25 protein-coding genes and 1 pseudogene are annotated in these 22,523 nt (G+C 51.3%); 13 read left to right on the top strand and 13 right to left on the bottom strand.

Annotated features, from left to right (window positions below):
• Positions 1–50: 50 nt before the first annotated feature.
• The gene (locus tag GCD22_RS12500) at positions 51–779 is read left to right on the top strand and encodes a hypothetical protein (RefSeq protein ID WP_024894895.1); all 729 of its coding nucleotides are present in this window, start codon (positions 51–53) and stop codon (positions 777–779) included.
• On the opposite strand, the gene GCD22_RS12495 is transcribed toward GCD22_RS12500, so the two are convergent.
• The 6 genes from GCD22_RS12495 to GCD22_RS12470 all read right to left on the bottom strand — a co-directional run bounded on the left by GCD22_RS12495 (position 761) and on the right by GCD22_RS12470 (position 5,141).
• Positions 761–1,729 (bottom strand): DNA-3-methyladenine glycosylase family protein, encoded by a 969-nt coding sequence (locus GCD22_RS12495; protein ID WP_153940806.1) that lies wholly within the window; start codon positions 1,727–1,729, stop codon positions 761–763. The genes GCD22_RS12500 and GCD22_RS12495 overlap by 19 nt on opposite strands.
• Positions 1,730–2,191 (bottom strand): carboxymuconolactone decarboxylase family protein, encoded by a 462-nt coding sequence (locus GCD22_RS12490; RefSeq protein WP_198926000.1) that lies wholly within the window; start codon positions 2,189–2,191, stop codon positions 1,730–1,732.
• A complete protein-coding gene (locus GCD22_RS12485) occupies positions 2,188–2,808 on the bottom strand; it encodes a DUF488 domain-containing protein (RefSeq protein WP_198925999.1) in 621 nt (206 codons plus the stop codon). Before GCD22_RS12485 ends, GCD22_RS12490 begins: the two co-directional genes overlap by 4 nt.
• 125 nt (positions 2,809–2,933) lie before the next feature.
• Positions 2,934–4,274, bottom strand: coding sequence for a heterodisulfide reductase-related iron-sulfur binding cluster (locus tag GCD22_RS12480; RefSeq protein WP_139110701.1), 1,341 nt, complete (start codon positions 4,272–4,274; stop codon positions 2,934–2,936).
• Between the two features lie 124 nt (positions 4,275–4,398).
• Positions 4,399–4,674 (bottom strand): DUF2249 domain-containing protein, encoded by a 276-nt coding sequence (locus GCD22_RS12475; RefSeq protein WP_024894899.1) that lies wholly within the window; start codon positions 4,672–4,674, stop codon positions 4,399–4,401.
• Between the two features lie 131 nt (positions 4,675–4,805).
• On the bottom strand, positions 4,806–5,141 hold the full coding sequence (locus GCD22_RS12470; RefSeq protein WP_024894900.1) for a hypothetical protein: 336 nt from the start codon (positions 5,139–5,141) through the stop codon (positions 4,806–4,808).
• A gap of 244 nt (positions 5,142–5,385) precedes the next feature.
• On the opposite strand from GCD22_RS12470, the gene GCD22_RS12465 reads away from it, so the two are divergent.
• The 4 genes and pseudogenes from GCD22_RS12465 to GCD22_RS19000 all read left to right on the top strand — a co-directional run.
• The gene (locus tag GCD22_RS12465; RefSeq protein ID WP_153940805.1) at positions 5,386–6,852 is read left to right on the top strand and encodes a cytochrome ubiquinol oxidase subunit I; all 1,467 of its coding nucleotides are present in this window, start codon (positions 5,386–5,388) and stop codon (positions 6,850–6,852) included.
• Between the two features lie 21 nt (positions 6,853–6,873).
• Entirely contained in the window at positions 6,874–7,959 is a 1,086-nt protein-coding gene (locus GCD22_RS12460; RefSeq protein WP_024894902.1) for a cytochrome d ubiquinol oxidase subunit II, read from the top strand.
• A gap of 83 nt (positions 7,960–8,042) precedes the next feature.
• Positions 8,043–8,345 carry a hypothetical protein gene (locus tag GCD22_RS12455; protein ID WP_024894903.1) on the top strand — a complete coding sequence of 101 codons (303 nt, stop codon included), beginning with the start codon at positions 8,043–8,045 and terminating at the stop codon, positions 8,343–8,345.
• Positions 8,346–8,798: 453 nt separating this feature from the next.
• Positions 8,799–9,119: pseudogene (locus tag GCD22_RS19000) on the top strand (hypothetical protein); the annotation flags it as partial.
• A 116-nt stretch (positions 9,120–9,235) separates the two neighbouring features.
• Here the strand turns inward: GCD22_RS19000 and GCD22_RS12445 are convergent.
• From GCD22_RS12445 to GCD22_RS12425, 5 genes are all read right to left on the bottom strand, one after another.
• Entirely contained in the window at positions 9,236–9,373 is a 138-nt protein-coding gene (locus GCD22_RS12445) for a hypothetical protein (RefSeq protein ID WP_235180109.1), read from the bottom strand.
• Positions 9,374–9,460: 87 nt separating this feature from the next.
• On the bottom strand, positions 9,461–9,928 hold the full coding sequence (locus GCD22_RS18580) for a 2OG-Fe(II) oxygenase (protein ID WP_024894905.1): 468 nt from the start codon (positions 9,926–9,928) through the stop codon (positions 9,461–9,463).
• 488 nt (positions 9,929–10,416) lie between these two features.
• The gene (locus tag GCD22_RS12435; RefSeq protein ID WP_024894906.1) at positions 10,417–11,049 is read right to left on the bottom strand and encodes a hypothetical protein; all 633 of its coding nucleotides are present in this window, start codon (positions 11,047–11,049) and stop codon (positions 10,417–10,419) included.
• A gap of 144 nt (positions 11,050–11,193) precedes the next feature.
• Positions 11,194–11,901, bottom strand: a complete 708-nt coding sequence (locus GCD22_RS12430; RefSeq protein ID WP_024894907.1) for a hypothetical protein — start codon at positions 11,899–11,901, stop codon at positions 11,194–11,196.
• Positions 11,894–13,000, bottom strand: a complete 1,107-nt coding sequence (locus GCD22_RS12425; RefSeq protein WP_024894908.1) for a ComEC/Rec2 family competence protein — start codon at positions 12,998–13,000, stop codon at positions 11,894–11,896. Before GCD22_RS12425 ends, GCD22_RS12430 begins: the two co-directional genes overlap by 8 nt.
• Positions 13,001–13,997: 997 nt before the next feature.
• On the opposite strand from GCD22_RS12425, the gene GCD22_RS12420 reads away from it, so the two are divergent.
• From GCD22_RS12420 to GCD22_RS12390, 7 genes are all read left to right on the top strand, one after another.
• Entirely contained in the window at positions 13,998–14,417 is a 420-nt protein-coding gene (locus GCD22_RS12420; RefSeq protein WP_244947528.1) for a mercuric transporter MerT family protein, read from the top strand.
• Between the two features lie 35 nt (positions 14,418–14,452).
• Positions 14,453–14,809 carry a heavy-metal-associated domain-containing protein gene (locus GCD22_RS12415; protein ID WP_010641806.1) on the top strand — a complete coding sequence of 119 codons (357 nt, stop codon included), beginning with the start codon at positions 14,453–14,455 and terminating at the stop codon, positions 14,807–14,809.
• A gap of 30 nt (positions 14,810–14,839) precedes the next feature.
• A complete protein-coding gene (gene merA, locus GCD22_RS12410; RefSeq protein ID WP_425321092.1) occupies positions 14,840–16,504 on the top strand; it encodes a mercury(II) reductase in 1,665 nt (554 codons plus the stop codon).
• Between the two features lie 18 nt (positions 16,505–16,522).
• Positions 16,523–17,179 carry an organomercurial lyase gene (gene merB, locus GCD22_RS12405; RefSeq protein ID WP_010641808.1) on the top strand — a complete coding sequence of 219 codons (657 nt, stop codon included), beginning with the start codon at positions 16,523–16,525 and terminating at the stop codon, positions 17,177–17,179.
• Positions 17,176–17,643: a MerR family transcriptional regulator gene (locus tag GCD22_RS12400; protein ID WP_010641810.1), complete on the top strand. Its 468-nt coding sequence runs from the start codon at positions 17,176–17,178 to the stop codon at positions 17,641–17,643. The genes merB and GCD22_RS12400 overlap by 4 nt, the downstream gene beginning before the upstream one ends.
• Before the next feature lie 158 nt (positions 17,644–17,801).
• Positions 17,802–18,815, top strand: a complete 1,014-nt coding sequence (locus GCD22_RS12395) for an IS30-like element ISCARN114 family transposase (RefSeq protein WP_040429107.1) — start codon at positions 17,802–17,804, stop codon at positions 18,813–18,815.
• Positions 18,796–19,275, top strand: a complete 480-nt coding sequence (locus GCD22_RS12390; RefSeq protein ID WP_153940803.1) for a TlpA family protein disulfide reductase — start codon at positions 18,796–18,798, stop codon at positions 19,273–19,275. The genes GCD22_RS12395 and GCD22_RS12390 overlap by 20 nt, the downstream gene beginning before the upstream one ends.
• 497 nt (positions 19,276–19,772) lie before the next feature.
• Here GCD22_RS12390 and GCD22_RS12380 read toward each other — a convergent pair whose 3' ends face one another.
• Positions 19,773–20,888 carry a tyrosine-type recombinase/integrase gene (locus GCD22_RS12380; RefSeq protein ID WP_158006082.1) on the bottom strand — a complete coding sequence of 372 codons (1,116 nt, stop codon included), beginning with the start codon at positions 20,886–20,888 and terminating at the stop codon, positions 19,773–19,775.
• Between the two features lie 132 nt (positions 20,889–21,020).
• On the opposite strand from GCD22_RS12380, the gene dusA reads away from it, so the two are divergent.
• On the top strand, positions 21,021–22,022 hold the full coding sequence (gene dusA, locus GCD22_RS12375; RefSeq protein WP_081577276.1) for a tRNA dihydrouridine(20/20a) synthase DusA: 1,002 nt from the start codon (positions 21,021–21,023) through the stop codon (positions 22,020–22,022).
• On the opposite strand, the gene GCD22_RS12370 is transcribed toward dusA, so the two are convergent.
• Positions 22,007–22,309, bottom strand: coding sequence for an ArsR/SmtB family transcription factor (locus GCD22_RS12370; RefSeq protein ID WP_010637953.1), 303 nt, complete (start codon positions 22,307–22,309; stop codon positions 22,007–22,009). The two genes, dusA and GCD22_RS12370, sit on opposite strands and share 16 nt — an antisense overlap.
• Positions 22,310–22,523 lie beyond the last annotated feature (214 nt).

The following is a 22,523-nucleotide window of genomic DNA, read 5'->3' as shown; positions in this document are numbered from 1 at the left end:
GGAAAGTTTCCGTCGCCTGTAAACCTGGAAAACGTCATCATGGAGGGGTAATGGTGCACACGAAACGCCTGCTCAATTTGGAATGGGATGCCATCGCAGGCGTTATCGCGGCGGTCACGGCCATCGTCATGGAACTCCTGCACCTAATTCAGGGTGAGGTATTACTTACCCTGACTGTTGCGCTCATCGCTCTGCTCTTTCTACGCGATATGCGCCGGGAAAGGGCCATGGAGCGTTTGGAGGGCCGACTTGCGGCCGTCCAGGTAAGCCTGCGTGAAATCGAGGTGGGCCTCCTGCCTCCCGATGCCGTACTCATCGGGCCGAACCGGATCCGCAAGGTCAGCACGGAGTTCTTGGCCCACGCCAGCGGCGAAATGATCTGGTTCAATGTCTGCCTTACCATGTACAAGCCCCCGGCATTGTTTGATGCCTTGCTCCGGCCGGCCCTGGAGAATCCACGCATAACGACCATGCGCTTCATTCTGGACAAAGATCAGCGCCGTCTGTGGGAAGAAATCCTGCCCACTATCCGCGCCTGCCCAGGCGCGGATAAAGTTCAGGAACCCACCTGGATCGATAATCAGGAAAGCATCTCCCTGATCGTGGCGGATTCGGCGGCGACGGGGCGGACGGAGGCCCTCCTGAGCTTTTGGGGAGAGCCCTTCATGGCTCGCAGTACGGAACGGAGTGTGCCGCGTTATATCTTCCACATTCAGGGGCATTCGGAGCTGATCAGCCGCTTTCTGGAAATCCTGCGCAATTACCGCCTGTCCGCCTGATCCGCTTGGGACATGGGCAGTTCATCGCTGGGGTTCCACATACGTCCCTCTCCTTCCAGTCGCCGCATCAACAATAGAAAATATACCATGCCGGCGTGGGGCTGCCATGGCCGGAGCCGATGGGCGACCTGGGCATAATCCAAGCTGCTGTTTGTCTCCAGCCAGCGGGCCAGGGCCTTGCGCGCCCCCACGTCGTCACCGGGAAAAACGTCCAGACGCCCCAGGGCGCGCAGCAGGACGTACTCTGCCGACCAGCGGCCGATGCCGCGCAAACGCAGCAGACGCTGTAAGGCTGCGGCGTTGGGCAGGCCCTGCCAGTCTTCACGCTCTAGTCCGCCGGCCGCCGCTTCTTCCGCCAGGGCGCGCAAGGCGGTCACCTTCTGGCGGCTGAAACCTAGATCACGCAGGGCCGTCACCTCCTGTCGCAGCAGAGAGCGGGGATCCGGGAAAGGATACACCCAGTCCATTTCTCCCACCCCCTCCCTGCAGAGCTCCGAGAGGCGATTGAGGAGGGTGATACCCAGATGCAGACTCAGTTGCTGGCAGGCGACGGCATTGACCAGTCCTTCGAAGAGGGAGGGGAAACGAGGTGGCCGGAGACCCCGGTAGCGCGCCGCCAGGGACGCAAGACGAGGATCGGCAGCGGCCACCGCGTAAAAGGGGCCGAGATCCCGATCCAGGCTCAGCATCCAGGTGAGTTGCGCACGGACCCAAGAGACAGTCCGCTCGTCCTGGGGGCCTTCGTAGATTTCTCCTTCCAGAAACGGATCGGGATCGCCCTGCGTCTGCCAGAGCCGGACTTTCAGCCATCCGTCCCCATAGCGCCAGACCCGCCGATAGGTTTCGCTCTCCCAGCCATCCATCCGGTTGTGGGCTTGACGGCGCAGCGCCCAGACCGTGAGGTCCAGGCGAAAGGGCGGTCGCGGGCTGAGGCGGAAGTAGTATCCCATCTATCGGTCCAGATCCGGCCGATAACTGCCGGCGGGGGTGCGGAAGGCAATGGCCAGGCGGTTCCAGGCGTTGATGGCCACGACGGCCAGGGTCAAATCCACCAGTTCCTTCTCCTCGAAATAACGGCGGACGTTTGCATAGAGCGCGTCCGAGACGCCTTCGTCGATGCGGGTGATGGCGTCGGTCCAGGCCAGCACCGCGCATTTGCGCTCGCTGAAAAAGGGCGTTTCCCGCCAAGCGGCGAGGCCATAAAGACGCTGCTCCATCTCGCCCCGAGCGCGGGCTTCCTTACTGTGCATGTCAATGCAAAAGGCGCAGCCGTTGAGGATGGATGCGCGCAGCTTCACCAGTTCCAGCAGCGCTGGTTTCAAGTCGCTTCCATGGAGATAAGTCTCCAGATCCCGCAGGCTGCGGATGCCGTTGGGGGATACCAAGCCATAGTCGAGGCGTATTTCCATCATGGACTCCTGTGGGAACCTTCTTGGAGCGGAAGGGGATCAGGGGCCGGATACCAGATCCCGCCATCGGGACGCCGCCGCGCCCAAGGGCTCAAACAATGCCTCTGGTCATGCCCTGGCGTCAGCAGGTGATCCACGGTAAAACCCTGGGCGGTAAGGACGTCAGCAATGAGAAAGCGATGACAGCGCCACGGGAGGGTCTCGGCGCACAGGAGGACCGTCCTGCGCCTACGCGCCAAGGTCTCCAAGGCCTCCAATCCTTTCTGGAAAGGCGCCGTCTGCATATAATCGGCATAGGCGCGGAAACTCGCATTGCGCCAGGCGCCGTTGGGGGAATCGACACGCCCCCGGCGCAACCCGCCCAGGGCCTCCGCATGGCGATAACCGATCCCCAAGGGCGCAAGGGCCGTCGGCAGGGTGTCGCCATTGAACTGGGGATTGTGTCGGGAGCGCGGCATCTTGCGCACATCCACCAATTCCTGCACGCCGTCGGCCCGGAGCATGTCGATAAATTCTTCCAGGGAACGCGCGCCGTGGCCGATGGTCCAGATTCGCGGCGCCGGCCCTTCAGCCGGAACAGCGCCAACATTGCACATCACGGCCAAATACCCTGGCGACATTGGCCTCCCCAGACTCCCATGACCCCAACCCCTCGAACCGCCCGGTGCGAACTCGCATACTGGGTGGTGTGGCAGGGTGCGGCTTATGCCGTCCCCTATGCTGATCTAAACTGCACCAAGAAACATCAATCGGCATTCATGTTGATGTGCTGATCAATGGCGAGCTCGGGGTTGTAGAGGTATTCCACATTCCCCTGCTCGACCTGTTTGAGGTATTCCTGGAAGTCGGCTTTGGCCTTGTCCCAGCTGATGCCCATTTTTTCCACCAGATCTTCACAGGGCGAAGCATGCCACTGGAGCTGGACGATCTTGAAAGGATCAGCGCCACAGGCCAGGGCAGCCAGTTGCACGTCAGCTATGACGGGTACACTATAGTTCATATCGTGCGCCTTGCCGATCCACTGGTTCTTGTCCATAGTGGTGACACAGCCCGTATCGTGAGTAATCAACACGTCAGCCTTAGCTTCCTCTTTTACTACCTTTATCTTTCGGTTCATAGTAAAACTACGAGTGAATTCACGCTCCGATATGATATGACGGAAGCCGAAACCGCAGCAGTCATACCAGGTGGAATAATCTATCACCTGCGCACCCAAGGCCATGGCTACTGATGTAGTAACAGCGACCCGGTTACCACCAAGAATTTCAGGATCGTAGATTGCATCCTCTGGCACCATCTTATAGACGTGGCAGGCAGGATGTACAGCAACCCGAATGTGCGAAACGTCGATGGTTTGTAATTCGCTGGCAATTCGCTGGCGCATGACGTGCAGCCATTCGCTGTAGTGGACCACCTCCTCAGGGATAACGATCTTACCATCCACCAAGCGTCCCAGCTTGCCGAGAATCTTTTTAACTTTCTCCCGTAGCTCAGCGGACTCAATGAGATATTTGCGGACCTCTTTATAGTTGCCGAAGGAGGTGCCGCAGTGCACTAAGGGATAGAAGTAGCCATTCTCGAAGCCGTGCTGCTTGCCGGAGACGTAGGCCTGATGGAAGTTACGCAGGAAGACAGCAGCCAAAGACTCCACGTTGCCGATACCAGAGCCGTGGTAGTTCCAGGCAGTGCAGGAAGTCTGGTCGGTCTCATCAAGGTAGTCGATGCCCAGCTTGTTCATGAACCACATGAGGCTGGTGGGATAGCCGGGGATGTTGCCACACTGTCCGCAGCTCTTGTGGTGCCAGAGACGATTGGTGGGGATCTTCTTGTCCCAACCATAGAGGGTTTTTACCACTTTCGCTTGGTGTCCGGGATTGATGCGGTGGACGATGATCTCACCTTCCTTCTCCAGTTCCCACATGTGATCACGTATATCATCCATCCGCTCGCCCAGGTCCATGGTGCGCCGGTCAACGTGGCTGCGTACCCATGCCGTGGCCGCTTCCGCCTCGTTGGCCGATAAGTTCGTGTCCTGGAAAAAAGCTCCGTGCCCTGCTAATCCTTGTTGCGTGCTATTGTCGTTCATGTGAAAGCTCCTTGGCCTAGTGGCCGACGATGAGAAAATGCGATCAACCAACAGCCTCTATTATAGTCGGTGATTCAGGTCAACAATTCCTGGGCCTAACCGCACCCCTTTTACGGATCAGCACTTACCCCATCTTACTGAAGCGAATCCGTATCATGTGTGGTGTGCGTTCCAGGTAAACCCAATCGATCCCATCACCGTAACGGCGGTGTAGTTGGTCGAGAAGCGGCAATGGATCGTGATCGTTAATGAAATCCATAGCTTCTCCGCTGTGTAGAGCATCCAAGGCCCCGAAAATGGCGGCATGGCGAAAGCGTTTGGCTACGCCACGCGCGTCAAAGGGATAGGTAGCGTCGACACGAAGATGCATATGAGGCTGGGGTGGGATGTTTGTAGTCATAGCTTCCCTCCGTTGACAATGAATCATAGCGAAACATCTACGGGTTATAGTCGGGCATTTCGATAGGGTATTTCCTTGATCTTGGTCAAGAAACACTAAATTTTTGTCGGCCAGCACGTACCATGTGAATACTATAAGCAGTCCCAGGACAGCTTCCCCAGTGGCAAAAGCAAGAAAGGCGCCATCGACGATGGCATTGAGGGCAGGGGTCGGTAACTTTGTTGGATGATGGTGTGCCAGCGTCGACTAGCCGGGAAGAGATCAAATAAGGTGCGTCGGCTTGGCCGGGTGCCCAGCAACCAAGGCCGTGCCAGCACGATGAATAGACGACCAGCAACGATCCCACCATCCATATAAAAAGGAAGCATAGCAAGACAATCCAAGACCATGGCGATTCCGGTGAAAATCTGCAGGCTGACGGTGATGACGAGTTCCAACGGAACAACCAGAGACTGTGCGTTGGGCAAACCTCATGGATCCACACCCAGTTCGCAGCAAAAAACGGTTCATATCAACCGTAGCGGTTCATATAAACCAGTGGTTGCGGTTTACATGAACCATTTTCTCTAAATCGTAAAAAATCACTAAAGAAAAGCATTTTTAAATCAAAATGTTAATATATTAACCTTCTGAGGTATGATTATTGCCTGTAGCTAACTGGAATCTGCATAGATTCGATGTTAGCAAATCAACTATAACGGAGATTTCATTATGCTACTGGAAAACACATGGCCGGTGCTTTTGAGTCGTTTGGATTTTGCATGGATCACGTCCCTGCATATACTCTACACGCCTCTTACGATCGGAATGGCCTGGATACTCTTCGCTCTTGAGGTAGCGTGGCTACGAACGGGCAACGAGCGTTGGTATCGTCTGGAACGTTTCTTCGAAAAAATCTTTATCATCAATTTCGGTGCCGGCGTCGCTACCGGCGTCACCATGGAAATGGCTTTCGGCATCCTTTACGGTCCTTTCTCCCAAGCCGTCGGTCCATTCTTCGGCAATATCCTGGGTTTTGAAACCATCACAGCCTTTATGTATGAAGCCGGATTCATCGGCCTCATGATCTTTGGCTGGGGCAAGATCGGGAAAGGCATGCATCTCTTTTCCACTTTTAATGTTGGACTTTCATCAACTCTCTCCGCTTTCTGGATTTTGGTAGCCAATTCGTGGATGCAAACTCCAGACGGCATCTTTCTGAAACATGGGCTATTTGAGGTGAAGAATTGGTGGAGTGCCATTTTCAACGAGAACTGCATCTGGGGATTTCCCCATATGTGGGTAGCCACGATTGAGTTGGCATTATTTGTTACTGTAGGCGCTAGCGCCTGGTTCATCCTTAAAAACCGTAATGCCGATCTTTTTACGAGGATTCTCAGGCCTGCTTTATTAGCGCTTTTGATTATTACTCCCGCGCAAATCTGGTTGGGAGACGGATTGGGAAGAACTGTAGCCCAAACACAACCAACTTCTTTGGCAGCTATGGAAGGACATTATCGGACTTACCTGCCTGACGGGAAGGTAGATACTGGATGGCATATCATCGCCTTCCCGAATGCTCAGAATACGGGCAACGTGTTCGCCATTACCATTCCACATGTTTTAAGTATGCTCGAAACCCACACTATGAACGGCGTCGTTCCTGGTATGGACCAGTTTCCAGCCAAGGATCGTCCGGACGTATGGGTTCCGTTCTACTCTTTCCGGATCATGGTAACTATAGGTTTCTTCCTCTTCTTTGTGGCGCTGTGGGGGAACTGGTTACGTTTGACCGGCAAGCTCAATGCAACAGATCTGCGTAAGCGCCCCTGGTTCCTGAGAACGGTTGTGTTTTCCGCGTTTCTACCCTATCTGGCCGTCTGGTGCGGTTGGTGGACGCGTGAAGTGGGACGGCAGCCATGGTTGGTGAACGGTCTCATGCGCACATATCAAGGTGTCAGTCATATGACGGTTGGTCAGGAGGTTTTCTGGTGGGTTGGCTATATCATTTTTGAACTGACCGTTTGGAGCGGCTCTTGGTATTTCTTCAGTCGCGTCATCGCCAAAGGCACCGACGGTATCCCCCATTCAGATACGCTTTTCCATCAAGACACAGGCGGAAAAGACGGTGGAGAAAAAGCTGGCGGAGGTCTTGTTAAACCGACTTTTGCCAAACCTACGTTAGACAAAAACGTATGAGCCCGCTAAAGGAGAAAATCAATGTTTGATCTTGCAAGAATTGCCACCACACTGTCTACCTGGTGGTGGCTGCTCCTCTGTTTGTCTTTCTTGTTTTATATAGGTCTTGATGGTGCAGATCTTGGTGCTGGCGTGTTTGCCTTGTTTGCTAAAGATGAACAGGAAAGGGCCGCAATCATGGCCTCTATGGCGGGTGTTTGGGACGCCAACGAAACCTGGCTGGTGGTAGCCGGTGGCGTGATCTTTGGAGCCTTTCCCCTGGTTTACGGGTCAACGTTCAATTATCTTTTGATTCCCTTGGCTTTCGCCCTATGGGGTATTATATCTCGCGCTATCGCCTTTGAGTTTCATGGGCATGCTATCCGCTCTAAAAAATCCTGGGGTTTGGCATTCGCGTTGGGCAGTCTATTAGCACCTTTTGGGGCAGGTGTCGCATTGGGAGCGACTTTACAAGGCTTTCCCATGCAACATGGTATTGCGCTTGAGGGAGTTGCTGCTGCGCATGCGTCGGCTTTTGATGCCATACCGCACTTTTCCGGAGGCCCTTTCAGTTTTCTCAGCCCATTCAGTATCTGGACAGGCATTGGAGCAGTCATTGCTGGAGGTTTAGCTGGCGGACTCTATCTTTGCGCGCGCTTTGATCATGAGGATCCCATTTATAAACGCGCCGTAAAATGGACCAATCTGTTTTCTTTGCTCGCGTTGGGGGCCATTGTCATCACCTTGATATGGTCATATGCCATCTTCCCTTGGGTAAGTGCCAAGTGGACGGGTCCCTACTGGTGGGTGTGGCTCATCTGGATTTTATTCATCTTGTTCTTCGCTTATAAGTCCATGATGGCGCATTCCAGTCGTCAGGATTTCGCGGCGTTGCTCTGGGGTGAAGGTGTAGTCGCCCTGATGTGGTTTGCCATGTGGGCAACAATGTTCCCCTACATCGTACCGGAAACATGGACGATAGCGCAGGCGGCAAATCCGACCGACTCTATCGCCGTGTTTACTTTGTTCATGACGGGTTTCTTCCCTATCATGGTAGGCTATAACGCATACCAAATCTGGGTGTTCCGTGGTCGTACCACGAAAATGGCTACTTATAGCGGTCATTGATTCAAAATCTGAGGATGCTTTTTAAAAAGCATTCTCAGCTATCCCAGAAAGAGGTCACTGGATAAATGGTCATGGAGGTTCATATGAAATCCAAACAGTTACTATCAGTTAAAGAGGAACCTGTGTTCGACGATCAGACAATTTTGGAGATTCTGAATGTATTGGAATTGCGACACGATCTAGTTAATGAACAATGGCATGCACTGAAAGTCGAGCTTGAGTCGCTCAATGAAGAACGGACACCCAACGATACCGATCAGAAGCGCATGGCTGATCATGGTTTGCTTATGGAGCAGGAGTTGTCACGCTATCAACGCTTTTTTCAGATTCTCCGTCAGAGCCTAAAGCATAGCAAAAATGCAGGCTATGCCACCGTGGCTTGTTGAAGGATAAGCGATCTCTAAGGCCGCTAATCATAAGAAGATCTTGGGATCTATAATCAAGAGAAATACGTCAATAAACAAAAGGACTTTGGATGCAAATAAACCAGAATCACCCCGCGAGTGCGGCGAATCCAACTGATTGCTTACAGCAATGTATTATTGAGTAATTTTGAGATAGAAAGACGGGAGAGTGATTGCAGGCTACATATGCAGCCATATTTACTGTCATTACCAATCTCGAAAAAATGGATAATTTACAATACTCTAGTTTAGACATTCAGCCCGGCTCCGCCGGGTTTTATTTTCTATTTTTGCTACGAAAGTGCTTGACACTGTGATAGTGCCGTGCGGCCGACCCTTTTTTCCAAAGGGTCGGCCAATGAGAAGCGTTTTAGGCTTTTCGGAATCACTGCCATGTCCTTTCAGCGTCTCGTTACCCTCCGCCTTTCAGAGTAGATTACCTACTTTCTCGCGGCCGTGCCGCCCCGCTCGCGGCGCAGCTTCCTCGAACTGCTTTGCGGGTGCCTGATCTCCCCTGATGGCTGGGTCACCCGTGCACTCAGCCATATTTCACTGCGCTGCCATTGGACCACTTATTACAAACTCCTGGAGCGTGAATCCTTGCGGACCCAGGTTCTGGCCATCGCTCAAGTCCGTTGGCTCCTGTCCGCTTTGCCGCCACTGCCGATGGTTGAGTTGATCATCGACGATACGCTGGTCCTGCGACACTCTACCAAGGCCCCAGGCGCGACCATCCACTTCGATCACAGCCATAAGGAAACCGCCTTGCTGTCAGGGTTGGTCATGGTAATACTCCTTTTTAAATGGAATCTCGGAACTATTCTTAGCCTTTGCTGCGAACACAATTTTCATTGTCCTTACCATCACTGTAGTCATCCAGCCGGAGTCTGGTTGTAGCCGTCATCATCGACCGCACCGACGAGATTGAAAGCTCTGGCACCCACGCTCAAATAGGGGACACCGTTGGGCATCAGCGTAACCGCCCAGGTCGAAGGTACCACAGAAAACAAGAGGACCAATCCGAATAACCGTAATCATTGTTGAGTTGAAAATGGGGGGTGGCGCATGAACCTTCTCCTTTTGCCATATATCTGTTATTAACGTTCATTGAAACTTGGTTTTTCTTGAACACCACCAGACAGACGGTAGCCATCGGCGTCTTTGCCTCGCATGCGCCGCCAGATCACCTGCGGGGTGAGGCGGTTGGCGACCACAATAAAAACCTTGCGGAAATGGCCGGGCGGACACTGCACGGCTTTGACGGCGTGCCAGGAATGATCAGTTTGCGCAAAAAGAAAACTGCGATTCCCCAGTACCTGTGAAGCCCCGGCCTCGCGCAAATCGCTGTAGTCCGGCGCCGAATGACGTGACCATTTGTCACCATCATCCAGAACCAGCGTCTGTCCGCCCCAGGCTTCTTCCCAGTCTTCGGGTGTATTGAAATAGAAAATATGCGAACCTATTTTGCGCCGGGCATCCGTATGGGGTGAAATGGAGGCGCCGGATGGCGCATAACGCCAGTGCATGGTCAGAATAACCGGTGTCCTGGATGTTAACCCGAGCATCTCGCGCCAGAAATCCTGATAAGTATCACTCTGTAATTCGTGAATAAAATTCCTCCAGCTGGGCGCCAGGATTTTTTCCAGTGCCGGGCGATACTGTAGCGCGAGACGATCATGGCTTGCTTGCCCATGCGCCCTTTTATAGCCGATTTGCGATTCAAAAAGAGCGGGATCGGGAAGCTCCTTGCAAAGCGCGTCAAACTTTTCTGGATACAGAAAATCCGTAATGCGGATCCATGGGTAAGGTCGGGTATGCTGAAATTCTTGGGCTTGAGCACTCAGCCTGCCCAGGACAGACGCGTCAATGATTTCCTGTTAATCAGCGGCATCTTTTGCCATATGTCAGCATCATGCATTTACCATGCAACTTTGTTAAAAATGAGTATTTAACCACTTGATAGATTGACGTATTCTGCGGAATACGTGTCAGGCCAAGGACAAACCATTTCGACGCTTTTTTCCGCTAAAAACTGTTAAATCTCAGGCGCTGTTTAACATTCAATGTATGCCTCCCCAGACTCGTTTTGACGCAGCCTATTCCGATGGCGACGAAAATCGTCTGGGTCAATGCCCTCGAAAATGCTGCTCAACTCTCGTTCGATGCGGCGATAGGTAGGTAGGTACAGGACTTGGGCCCGAATAGCCTTTTGTATGCGACTAATCGCTTCTTGCAGTTCCTTCTTGGCACCTCGCGGAGGTTCTTCAAAGAACTCCAATTGCCGGAGGAGAACCTCTGTAGGAATGGAATAGCGACCTCCTGCACGCTCAAGCTCAATACCGACCCGTTCAAGGTCACCCTTTTCCAAGAACTCCATGACTCTGCGTCGCAATGAAGGTGGCATTTCTGCTAGGAAGCGACGGTCGACTCCTTTGAATGCTTTGACCAGCTCCTCGTGAGAAACCTTGTATTCGACACCCCCAATCGTCGCCACGATGGATTCGAAGCGAAACTGAACCAGGGAGAGCCAACGGCCTGACAGGAAATGGAAGAGGATGCGAAGAAAGGTTGTTTTTCCTGATCCATTTTCGCCCACAAGTACAAGTGTATTTTCGCTAATAGCAACATCGACGGTCTTCCGTCCATGGATGCCAATAATTCGAAACCGTTCGAGTGTGCTATTCATGTTTCGAGCCTTGTGGTTAAGAGATGAGAGACATAGTGGTTATGGACTGGCGTATCTGGTGCGGAAACCTTACGGCATAACGCCACCGCTCACAGGAAAAATTGCGAGCGATAGCGAGTAATTTTGTCCTTGTGTAGCGGATTGTTATGCATTTACTGCCTCTATTAACTGTTTCGCGTAAGCATCAGCAACGACTTTAACCCAAGCCCTATTTACCACGAACAGAAAAACCACTGCATATACACTAAACAATAACGACACCGCGAATGTTATATCCGTAGTCTGTTTGCCCATAATGATCTCGGCGTTGGTCAATCCAATACCAATTAACGATGAAACCACACAAAACCACCTAATACCAAAGAGATTGCGCCTAAAGCCGTAGCCAATATTTTCTTTGAACAATAAGTTGTATTTCTTCGTGTCACGTGTTTTTCCCCTTAAAAAATCCGACCACGATAAATATATTTCGTCGGCTTGTTTTGGGTTTTGTTTCTCTTCTTCGACTGATGGGGATTTGATCTTTGAAGCCTTTGACAAGATAGCGTGATACTTCATTTTTGCAGGAGACGGAATTGTTGAATCCCTATGCCTAAAGAATCTTACCGAGGGCATTCCGTCCCATTGTTCAAATAATGTTGCTTCTATTGACTTCCCTCGGTCTCGAGCTAAGTTTGCAAGAAACTGCAACATCCCCACAGAAACCGCTAGTGCTACTAAGCCTGAAAGGGCGGTAAATACATCCTTAAATGACACTGCAACTCCTAACATAATTGGAAATATGCATATCAATGCCGGATACAAACGAGCCTTCCTTTCATAAGGTTCTAAATATTTACCCAAATCAATCATCGTCTTCTACTTCATCATAAAAAGGTAGTGGTTCTGCCGTTGACCAACCTCTGTCTGGTGTTCCGCTAGTAAAGTGGTATTTGGTACTTCCTTGCGTTGCGATAACTTTGCCACCTCTTCGTCTAAAAGCATTTGTGACTCGCTTATTCGGATGTTTAGGAGCACCTTCCTTGGCCGCAGAGACGAAGGCCGAGAAGTGCATATCAGAACCAAATAGCTTTGGTGTGCCAACGAGCCTATTTAAGACAGTGGGGCCAATATTTCTTTTACTTCCATGATGGGGAACTTGGACGAAAGAAAACGATTGCAGAGGATGCCCGAGCCGTTCTATGTTTGTTGCCGCCTCATCAAGAGCCTGCACACCAGCATCAGCCGTAAAAATAACTCTTCTTCCTTCAAAATCGAAAAACGCGATAACACTCGAGCTATTCTCGCTTGATGTGGCGTCATCAGCTGGGTCTACCAATTTTTCATCATCCCAGCTTTCCGAGATCCAGTTAAGAGCCTTCTTTGAGGCCTCAAGTAAAGCCTTAAGTAATCCGAATTCATGCTCCTTGTCTTCAGTGATATCAGTTATTGATCGAAAGTTAACAAGCTGACTTAAATAATAACTACCTGACGGGCCAACAATGCTAAGCGCAGGAATTTCGTGATCATTATTATCAGAAAATGGATGGTAAATTGGGATGCCCTTGGCTAATGCCTTCTCATAAATGCTATATGCGTACGGATGCCCATCTATCAATCTCTGTCTTAGGCTTTGTTTTGTAATTCTTCCGTCATTGACCGCATCAAATATGTGGTCAACGTAGTCCCATGGACAGTGTATCAACACCTTCTTTACTGTCATCGTGTCTAATACAACTGATAATCCGGAGGCATGATCTTTATCGGGATGGGTGCATATCAGAAAATCCACGTTGTTTGTCTTGTAATGCTCCCTGATGTGGTTACATAGATTTTCGCCGGATGTCTGTGTTCCACCATCTATTACACCAACATGCCAGGATTCGCCTCCATCATATGAATAGCGAAGACATATTGCATCGCCAGACTTTTCTCCATCACCAACAGGCAAAAAATCTATCTCATATTCCATGACTTCTCCTTATTGGCATAACGTGACTGAGTTGAGCGGCGTTCCGCCAATATGGACTTATCGGTTGGAACTACGTTTGCGCGGAACGTCCGTTCCAACGAACTGTTCGACACGAGAGGTCGACGCCTGTGCAGCGCTAAAAATGAAAATTCAGCTTGCAGTCCAGCATAACTCATGGGGCAGGGCCTCTTCTTGTAATTCATCGCGAAGCGTTTGCTTTCGGCTGTGCGCATCAAGCTCGCTTATGCGACAGCGAAACAACGCTTCGCAGCTTACCATTTTTCCCCGCCCTTCATACAGCCCCGGAATACATGCTAATGGAGTCCTCTTTGAAGGCGGGGAAAACGCGGCGGCCTATCGCGTTGAACGTAAATTCGACTGCATCGGGGTTGCAGCATAACACCTGACATTGCCACATAACATTTTTGGATCTCCTCGGTTACATCCATCCTACAGCTTTGACTCTAAGCTAAGTTACCCAGAATTTGAACGGCCACTATCGCTGCCCTGCCGCCGTTGATCTCTGATGGTGGGCAGTAGACTGAAAGCGGTCATTCAGCAGCGGAAAGCAAATGGCCCAAAGCAGTTATCCAAGTTGAGTATCACCAGTGCCCGGAGCTAGGCCATAAATTGCTTTATCTGGCCGATACATTGCTGGGAAAATTCAATGTGATTCATAAACTGAATCTGGCTGGGGTAAAAAACCCAGGGTCTATTATCCTTTTGAAGCTCAGTTTCAGCAGCAGGTGATAGAAAATCATTTCCTGATGATTTCGGGGAAGTAGATCGATGCCCAGCCATAGATGATCCCCGTGGAGTAGTACTTCAACATCACTACCGACCTCCACGTCAAAGGTGAAACCTGCGGACCAGCGACTCGAGGCCTCTACCCTGAAATGGAGGTCATGCTTGACACCGTACTATGCTACGGCATCTATAGTCCTTAGTAGACAGGTTGAAGAACGCTTCTATCCAGGTGAGTGGAGGTTCAGACGTTATGAATACTAAAGTCAGTAAATCGGATCCACAGGGATCTGGCTGCGCCACCAATAACTCGAATATGCAGAATGTCCGACCAAAGGGGCTATGGGGGTTGTTAGTAGCGGTCGTAGTGGGTTTCCTGGCTTCCGCTTGCTGTGTCTTGCCGCTATTGCTGATTGTGGCTGGTGTAGGTGGCGCATGGATGGCTAACTTGCGGGTGCTTGATCCTTACGCCCCTTACCTGGATGTGGTCGTGTTGCTCTTTTTGGGATACGCCCACGTTCAAAATTATCGCGAAAAAAAGGCGCTGGCCTGTAGTTCGTGTTCGATGGTTGGACGAATGGGCCGTTGGCAATCCCCTCTTTTATGGGCGGGTACCGTTTTGGTTATTGTCTTTCTGGCATTGCCGCATGTGTTGCCCGGCTTGTTGATGTAGTTCTTTTAAATTGCAATGCACTCAAGGAGACTAAAATGCACATAAAGATAAATTCAGGAAAAAATCTGGTGTTAATATCTGCGCTTTCGCTGCTGACGAGCGGTGTGCTCGCTATGCCTTTCGCGTGGGCTGGCACGCCTTCTTCTGCTGCTGTCGTGCAGGCAGCTTCTGTTACGTCGGTATTCAGTGTGCCGTCAATGAGCTGTGGGGATAAGGCCTGTGAAACGGCTATTTATATTGCACTGCATCGCATCCCAGGTGTGCAGCATATCCATATTGATGACATGAAAAGGACGGTGACGGTGACCTATGATGCCAAAAAAGTGAGCCCATCTGTTCTCCTGAAAACCTTTAGGAATATTGGGTATCCGGCTTCTTTGGCGCATGCTTAATTCGCATATTGAATTACGAATACAAGGAGTATCACGATGAAAAAAACCATTCAGTTGAACATACTCGGGATGACATGTACGCACTGCGCTTTGACCGTAGAAAAAGCCCTTAAGGACGTCGCCGGTGTCGACAAAGCAAACGTTTTCTTTCCTGAAGGTTATGCGGAGGTGGAGGTAGCCGACGACGTTGCTGATTCCGTGCTCACTGCGGCTGTCGTCAAGAGCGGTTACGGCGCACAGGTCGCCAAGGTGGACGCAGACCTGCACGACCGAAGCACTCGTGTCGATGCGCCTGCAGCAGAAAAATTACACGTGATTATTCTGGGATCTGGATCGGGAGCCTTCGCTGCGGCGATCCGCTGTGTTGATGGTGGCGCGCGCGTTACGATGATCGAAAAAGGGACGTTGGGGGGAACCTGCGTCAATATTGGCTGCGTTCCGTCCAAAATCATGATCCGCGCGGCGCAAATGGCACATTGGCAGCGCGCACACCCATTCCAGGGACTGGGCCATTGTGAGCCTACGGTGGAACGTGCGGCACTGGTGGCGCAGCAGCAGCAGCGTGTGGACGAACTCCGCAACGAAAAATACGTCAACGTACTCGCTTCTCATCCAGAGATTACCCTGCTCCAGGGAACCGCTCGATTCGCCGATGCCCATACTATTGTCGTGCGCACCGACGATGGAAAAGAGCAGTCCGTTCGGGGAGATCGCATTCTTATTGCTGTTGGTGCGCATCCCCATGTGCCTCGAATACACGGATTGAACCAGACTCCCTACTGGACGTCGACAGAAGCACTTGTCGCCGAAGAAATACCCCGGCATCTGGTGGTATTGGGTGCTTCGGTGGTGGCTGTAGAGTTGGCACAGGCTTTCCGCAGACTGGGTGCAGAGGTCATTATTCTGGCACGCAGTACCTTGTTATCCAGGGAAGATCCAGCACTGGGCGCGGGTTTACAGACTGTCTTTGCAGAAGAAGGTATCCGGGTGCTTCAGCAGACGGTTCCAGAAAGCGTGCACCATAATAATGGGCAGTTCGAGATCCAGATTGATTCGGAGCGGCTCCGTGCAGATCAGTTGCTGGTGGCAACGGGTCGCCAACCCAATACGCAGGATTTGGGATTGGAATCCCTTGGAGTTGCCACCAACGAGTTTGGTGCCATCCTGGTTGATGACCACATGCGTACAAGCGTTTCCCACATTTTTGCGGCAGGAGACTGCACTACGCATCCTCAGTTCGTGTATGTCGCCGCTGCGGGGGGCACACGTGCCGCCGTCAACATGTTAGGAGGCGATGCCGCACTGGATCTAAGTGCCATGCCGTCTGTGGTTTTTACAGATCCGCAAGTGGCCACGGTTGGACTGGATGAAAAGGCGGCTGAAAAGCGGGGGATCAAAACCATCAGCCGCACCCTGAGTCTGGAAAATGTCCCCAGAGCCTTGGCGAATTTTGACACCCGAGGATTTATCAAGCTGGTAGCGGACGAACCCACTGGAAAATTGTTGGGGGCGCAGATTCTGGCTGCTGAGGGTGGTGAAATTGTCCAGTCTGCGGCATTGGCTCTACGGGGTGGATTGCGCTTCCAGGATTTGGCGGATCAACTATTTCCCTATTTGACCATGGTGGAAGGACTGAAACTCTGTGCCCAGACATTTACCAAGGATGTCAAGCAATTGTCCTGTTGTGCCGGCTAACGGATAAGGAAAGCCATCATGCGTCAGGATCACATGGAAAGAGGGCTGCAAAATTTATTGAGAGAATTCCCGCTCCAGTCTCGAGTCATGAACGAACCGGAGCCTGTACAGAAGATCTATGCAGAAATTATACGATTCTGGGTACTGCATGCGCATCCACCATTGGCGCAGAATTTTCCCGAAATCCCATTGCAAAGGTTGAGGATGCTGGATGCAGTCGCAATCAGTCCGGAAGGCTTGATCGGTGCTTATCCCTTCAGCGCGAAGGAAACCCCTATTCGTGTCTCGAATGGGAAACACCAGTCCATATTTGCGATGTGCGCCATTGATGCGCTCGCGATACCGTTCTTGTGGAATGCTCCCATAGAGATTGAGAGCGCATGTCACGATTGTGCTGTGGCTATTAAATGGGGCTTGGATCCAAACGGGGATAGCCCGGACATTATCGGAGCTCCCTGCGTTGCCATGGGGCACCTGGATGGGAAAACCTGCGCGGAACAACCGGCATGTAGCGGGCTGTGTACAGGTATATATTTTCTTTGCACGGCGTGCGCCAGGAATCTGACAATGGCTATTTATCCGTTACAGGAAGCGCAGTACATCAGTCAGATGTTTTTCGGTTTCCAGGTTGCTCTGCTGCAAAAATTTCAGTATCTGCAAGGAGATTTGCCATGACTGAGCCATCTCATCGACAAGGTTATCGTATTGGCGAAGTGGCCAGTGCTGCCGGTGTCCATGTCGAAACGGTACGCTATTACGAACGGGAAGGTCTTATCGTGCAGCCCAAGAAGCCGTATCTTGGCTCTCGACGGTATCCCGAGGAGACTATTGCACGCATTCGGTTTATCAAGCACGCCCAAAAGCTTGGCTTTACCTTAAAAGAAGCGCGTGAACTCCTTCTGTTGCAGTCCGACAAAACTCAAGCCTGTGATGCTGTACTGCATCAGGCAAAAATCAAACAATCTGCGGTGCTTGCGAAAATTCAGGCTTTGCGAAGACTGGAAATCGTATTGGCCCGTTTAATTCAGGATTGCCAACAAGAATATCCTAACCAGCATCATGCGTGTCCGATTTTGGAATGTCTGGAAGCAGATGACGCAAGCATGGATCATTTGCTTGCGGACGCGGGGGAACGATAATGATGACCTTGAGCCAATTCGGCTGGAGAAGATATGAAAATCCTTCAACGAATTTTTAACGCCATATTAATTGCCGCTCTTTTTTGTTCGATACCGGAACAGGGCGCGCTCTAAAATGAAGTGCAACACCTCTGGTCGAAGGCAGACGGAGGTGAGAGATGGCCAGAAAATACAGGCAATTGTTGCCCGATCAGCGAAACCAGATACAGCGTGGATTGAATCAGGGGCTGAGTATTCGTGGCATTGCCAGGCAGTTGGGCCGAAGCCCTAGCACGATCAGTCGGGAGATTCAGCGAGGTCGTGTGGAAGAGACCTATGACGCCGTATGCGCTCGGGAAGAAGCGCAGAGGCGCCGACGCAAGGGAGTCAGGAAGTTGACTGAAGGTTCGCCTTTAACCCTCGCGGTGACACACGCTATTCTGCAAAGGAAGTGGTCACCGGAGCAGATAGCGGGGAGGTTGCGGATGGACTATCCCGAAGACAAACAGTGGCACGTCTCTCATGAGACTATTTACCAGTTTATCTATGCCCACCCGGCTGGTGAACTGCGCAAGGCATTGATTGCAGGGCTGCGCAGAGGGCACAGCAAACGCAAGCCCCGCACACGAGGTAAAGACCGTCGTGGCGGGATCACGAACATGCGCTCAATCCGTGAGCGCCCGGAGGAAGCACAAGCTCGCGAAGTACCCGGTCACTGGGAAGGCGACCTGATCAAGGGGGCATTCAATGCCAGTGCTATTGGCACGTTAGTGGATCGTAGCAGTCGCTTCGTCATCCTCGCGCGAGTGGAGGATGCTACGGCAGAAGCGATCCTGGAAAGCTTTACGCGGCGTTTGCGTACGCTGCCCAAGAGCTTCCGGCAAACGCTCACCTATGATCAGGGCCGCGAAATGGCTCGGCATCAGGAACTGGAGCGAAATACGGGCATATGTGTTTATTTCGCTGACCCACATAGCCCCTGGCAGCGTCCGACCAATGAAAATACGAATGGCCTACTGCGTCAGTATTTCCCCAAGGGCACGGACTTATCCGAATATTCGCAACGGCGTTTGACTCAGGTAGCGGAGGAACTCAATAATCGGCCCAGGAAATCCTTGGGATTCCGAACTCCAGCCGAAGTGATGGCACAGCAAATCAGGCAGTTAAACAGCGGTGTTGCACTTCAAACTTGAAACCGCCCAGTCTTGTGCAAAAGTCGTTGCCAAGACAACTTTTCTTCCGCAGATAGTTTTGACTAATCTTTCCGGAAGGAAAGTGGATTTAAACAATCTCAAAGGCAAGGTCATGGTGGTAAACTTATGGGCCAACTGGTGTCCGTTTTGCCATGAGGAAACACCTGGGTTTGTTCGTCTCCATCAAAATCTGGGCTCCAAGGTGCGCTTCGTGGGTATAGCACTGGATGGCAAAAGATCTGCTGAGAAATTTATAGATAAGGAGCACGTCAAGTATCTAACACTCTTGGCTGGAGCACATCCGAGCAAAGTCCTTTCGGAGATTGGAGATCGAAATGAAATGCTTCCCTATACGCTCATCGTCGACCCCGATGGGCGTATAGTAGAACGTCATCTGGGATTTTTTTCTGCATCCAAACTCGCCATGGCCATTAACCGAGTCATACGTAAATATCCCTAACTGGAGTATGTAGTATCGTGTCTTCCTTTATTCTGCCGGTAGTTGGATGCATTACATTTGCGCGGACGAATAGCCAGTGCGCTACCGCTCAGAAACAAATCCGTGATGCGTACGCAATTACGCTGGCCAAGCTACCCAGATGGCTATCGCATTGACGAACTTGGCCCAGAAAAACCTATGCGGCAGCAGGATTGAAGGTCTACCAAAGGCATGCTCTAGCCTTTTTCAGCTACCAGCCATGATTTTCTAAATTCATGCTCATAAGACTGCCACGTTTTACAGCATTAGTGACGAGTTGCGAGAACATGACGGGCAATCCGCCGAATGACCGCTTCCGCTGCCTACGTGTCATTGGGTGGAGCGCAAGCACAAGGGATGCACGTAGGCCCAAGGCAAATTGAATGATGTTCGTCTGCCCCGTCTTTTTCAGAAAGCGGGTCGGCATTTATCATCCTTTGCAGGATGCTGTCGCTGATGTTCTGGCTGAGGGGGATTGATCATCTGCTGGAAAATGTAGGATCAAACTCGGCGCGTGTAACCGATTGACTGCGGATGTCCCTGTTTACATAGATTTGCAGGCTACTCCATGACTCATGCAGGCTGACACGCTGAATATCAGGGATACTCAGCCCGTCTTCGGCCAGCCGTGAGCAACCTTCATGTCGCAAGTCATGAAAATGCAGATCTTCGATTCCCAGAATTTGCATGTGCCGCGTCCAGTAAGACCCAATGGTTTTTGGATCAAACGGAAACAGTCGGTCATCCTGCATCATTTTTCGGCGTACCACCAGATCAGCGTCCTCTATGGCTGCTTTAATGACGGGCAGAAGGGCATCTGTGATGTGCATCCATTGATCGTTTCCTTGTGATCCGCCGGGGTTTTTCATGTTGCGTACAAGCCAGATTCCACGATCCTGATCGTAGTCCGAAAGTCGCATGGACATGATTTCCGATTGCCGGCGGCATGAATAGATAGCGAACCAGAAAATAAGATACATGGGTGGCGAGGATTTTCGGTGTCCCAGTGATAAAAACCGCTTGCAGATTGTCTCTATTTCTTCCCGTTTGAGCCGTCGCTTTCTCTTCCGTGATCTCGCTACCAGTCGCTCGGCACGGCAAAGCTCTGTCGCATCACCGATGGCTTCCATGGACAGTGGTATGCCCCAGGCGGCGCGTGCATAGCGATAGACTACCCGCAACCAGATCAGATCGTTGAGCACGGTGGATGGCCCTGTTCCGGACACGCGGCGACTACGAATATGGGAGATAAGGCGCGGGGCATCAAGTTCAGATGCCATGCATTCTGCAATGGGCAGTCTCCGCAAGAGGAGCAGGTGCTGTAACTTGGTACGGCCTAACGGCTCGACAGTTTGCTTTTCCTCAATGTAGCGATCAATCATCTTGCCAATGGGCAGCGCCGTCGAAGGACGCATAGCCTCTGCGGGGTTTTCACGAAGGGCATGTTCGCGTTCTAATGCCCAGGCTTTGGCCACCGCTTTTTTATGGAACGTCCGGCTCTCACAATGGAAAACTTCCCCATTGCGCTTGAGACGAATCGTTGCGGTATGACGAAGGGTACCATCCTTCTGTTTTCGTGAGACAATAGTCGCCAAATTGGTGCTCCGGTGCAACATGGACGGGGAAACGATTTCATGTTGCACTCTTGTAACACCGGATACGGTAAAATACAAGCTAATGCGGCAAAATACGGCATAATTCGGACGATGGGAATATGAGTCAACCTTATGAATATAAATAAAAATACACTAGAATCAAGTGTTAAGATATTATCGGTTGCGCCCATGCTCGACTGGACAGACCGTCATTGTCGGCATTTTTTGCGGCTGATTTGTCCTTCCTGCGTGCTCTACACGGAAATGCTGACGACTAATGCGCTTTTGTTGGGTCGCGATCCCCAGCGTTTCCTGGAGTATTCTGCGGCTGAAAACCCTTTGATTTTGCAGGTAGGGGGGGATGATCCGGCCGCGATGCGCCGTGTTTCCAGGCTGGCCAAGGAGTATCAATACGACGGAATCAACCTGAATGTAGGTTGTCCTTCGCCACGTGTACAAAAGGGCAGTTTTGGTGCCTGCCTCATGGCGACTCCGGAATTGGTTGCCGAGCTGATGGCAGGGCTTTCGGACAGTGCCTTACCGGTGAGTGTCAAACATCGTTTGGGATTGGATCGCGAAGAGGATTTTGCGTCTTTGCATCAATTCGTGGAAATTGTGGCGCAGTCGGGATGCCAGCATTTTATTGTGCATGCCCGTAATGCCTGGTTGAAGGGCCTGAATCCCGCAGAAAATCGGGAAATACCGCCATTACGCTGGGATTGGGTACATCGTCTGAAAAGCGATTTCCCCCACTTGCGCATTGAAGTCAATGGGGGCTTCAAGACCACTGAAACGGTACTGGATCAATTCGCTCACGTCGATGGGGTGATGATTGGTCGAGCGGCTTATCATAATCCAATGTTCCTGGCCGAAGTGGAAATGGTCCTGGACAGGCGCGGGCAATTACCTGATCGATCCGTCGTGCTCGAACAATTACTGGCTTATGCCGAAAACTGGGGAGAGGCGTTGCCTGCGCCACGCCTGAGCCGACATCTGCATGGTCTGTATTTTGGGGTTACTGGCGCTGGAGAATGGCGTCGATTTCTGGGTACGGCGACAGTCAACGAAAACGCCGCAGAATTTCTGCGGCGAGCCATGCAACATATTGAAAAAATGGATCAGGCAAGTACTTGATTACTGATTTCCAGCAAGCGTAAGGTGCGTTGATCGCGGATGCGGTAATAAACGCGACTGGCCACCTTTCTGACCAGGACCAGACCGGAGTCCTGAAGCAGGGCAAGATGCTGGGAAGCATTACTGTGACTGGTGTTGATGGCGGTCACCAGATTTTGCATGCTCATTTCACCGCGACCAAGTAGGCAGATGATCTTATAGCGCAATGGATGAGACATGGCCTTGATAATTTCAGAAAGCCGGGTAATTTCCCATTCGGGAATGATCGTGTTTCCTGTGCTTTTCATGGTGTCTCCTTACTTGACTATCATTAGGTAACTGACCTGGATGATTAAGCAGAAACCATGCCAATAACTATATCCACATGAAATATAAAATAAAAAATAATAATTAGTGTATTTCTATGGCGCGTTTATTAGCTTATGCTGTAGACGTTCGACTACGCTTTTTATAGGGATAGTTTATTTGATTGAATCATATAGTATTTTTTTTGTTATCAAG

Source organism: Acidithiobacillus thiooxidans ATCC 19377, assembly GCF_009662475.1.
GTDB lineage: Bacteria > Pseudomonadota > Gammaproteobacteria > Acidithiobacillales > Acidithiobacillaceae > Acidithiobacillus > Acidithiobacillus thiooxidans.
Note: the sequence above shows the minus strand (reverse complement) of the source record. Positions and strands in the feature narration are given on the sequence as shown.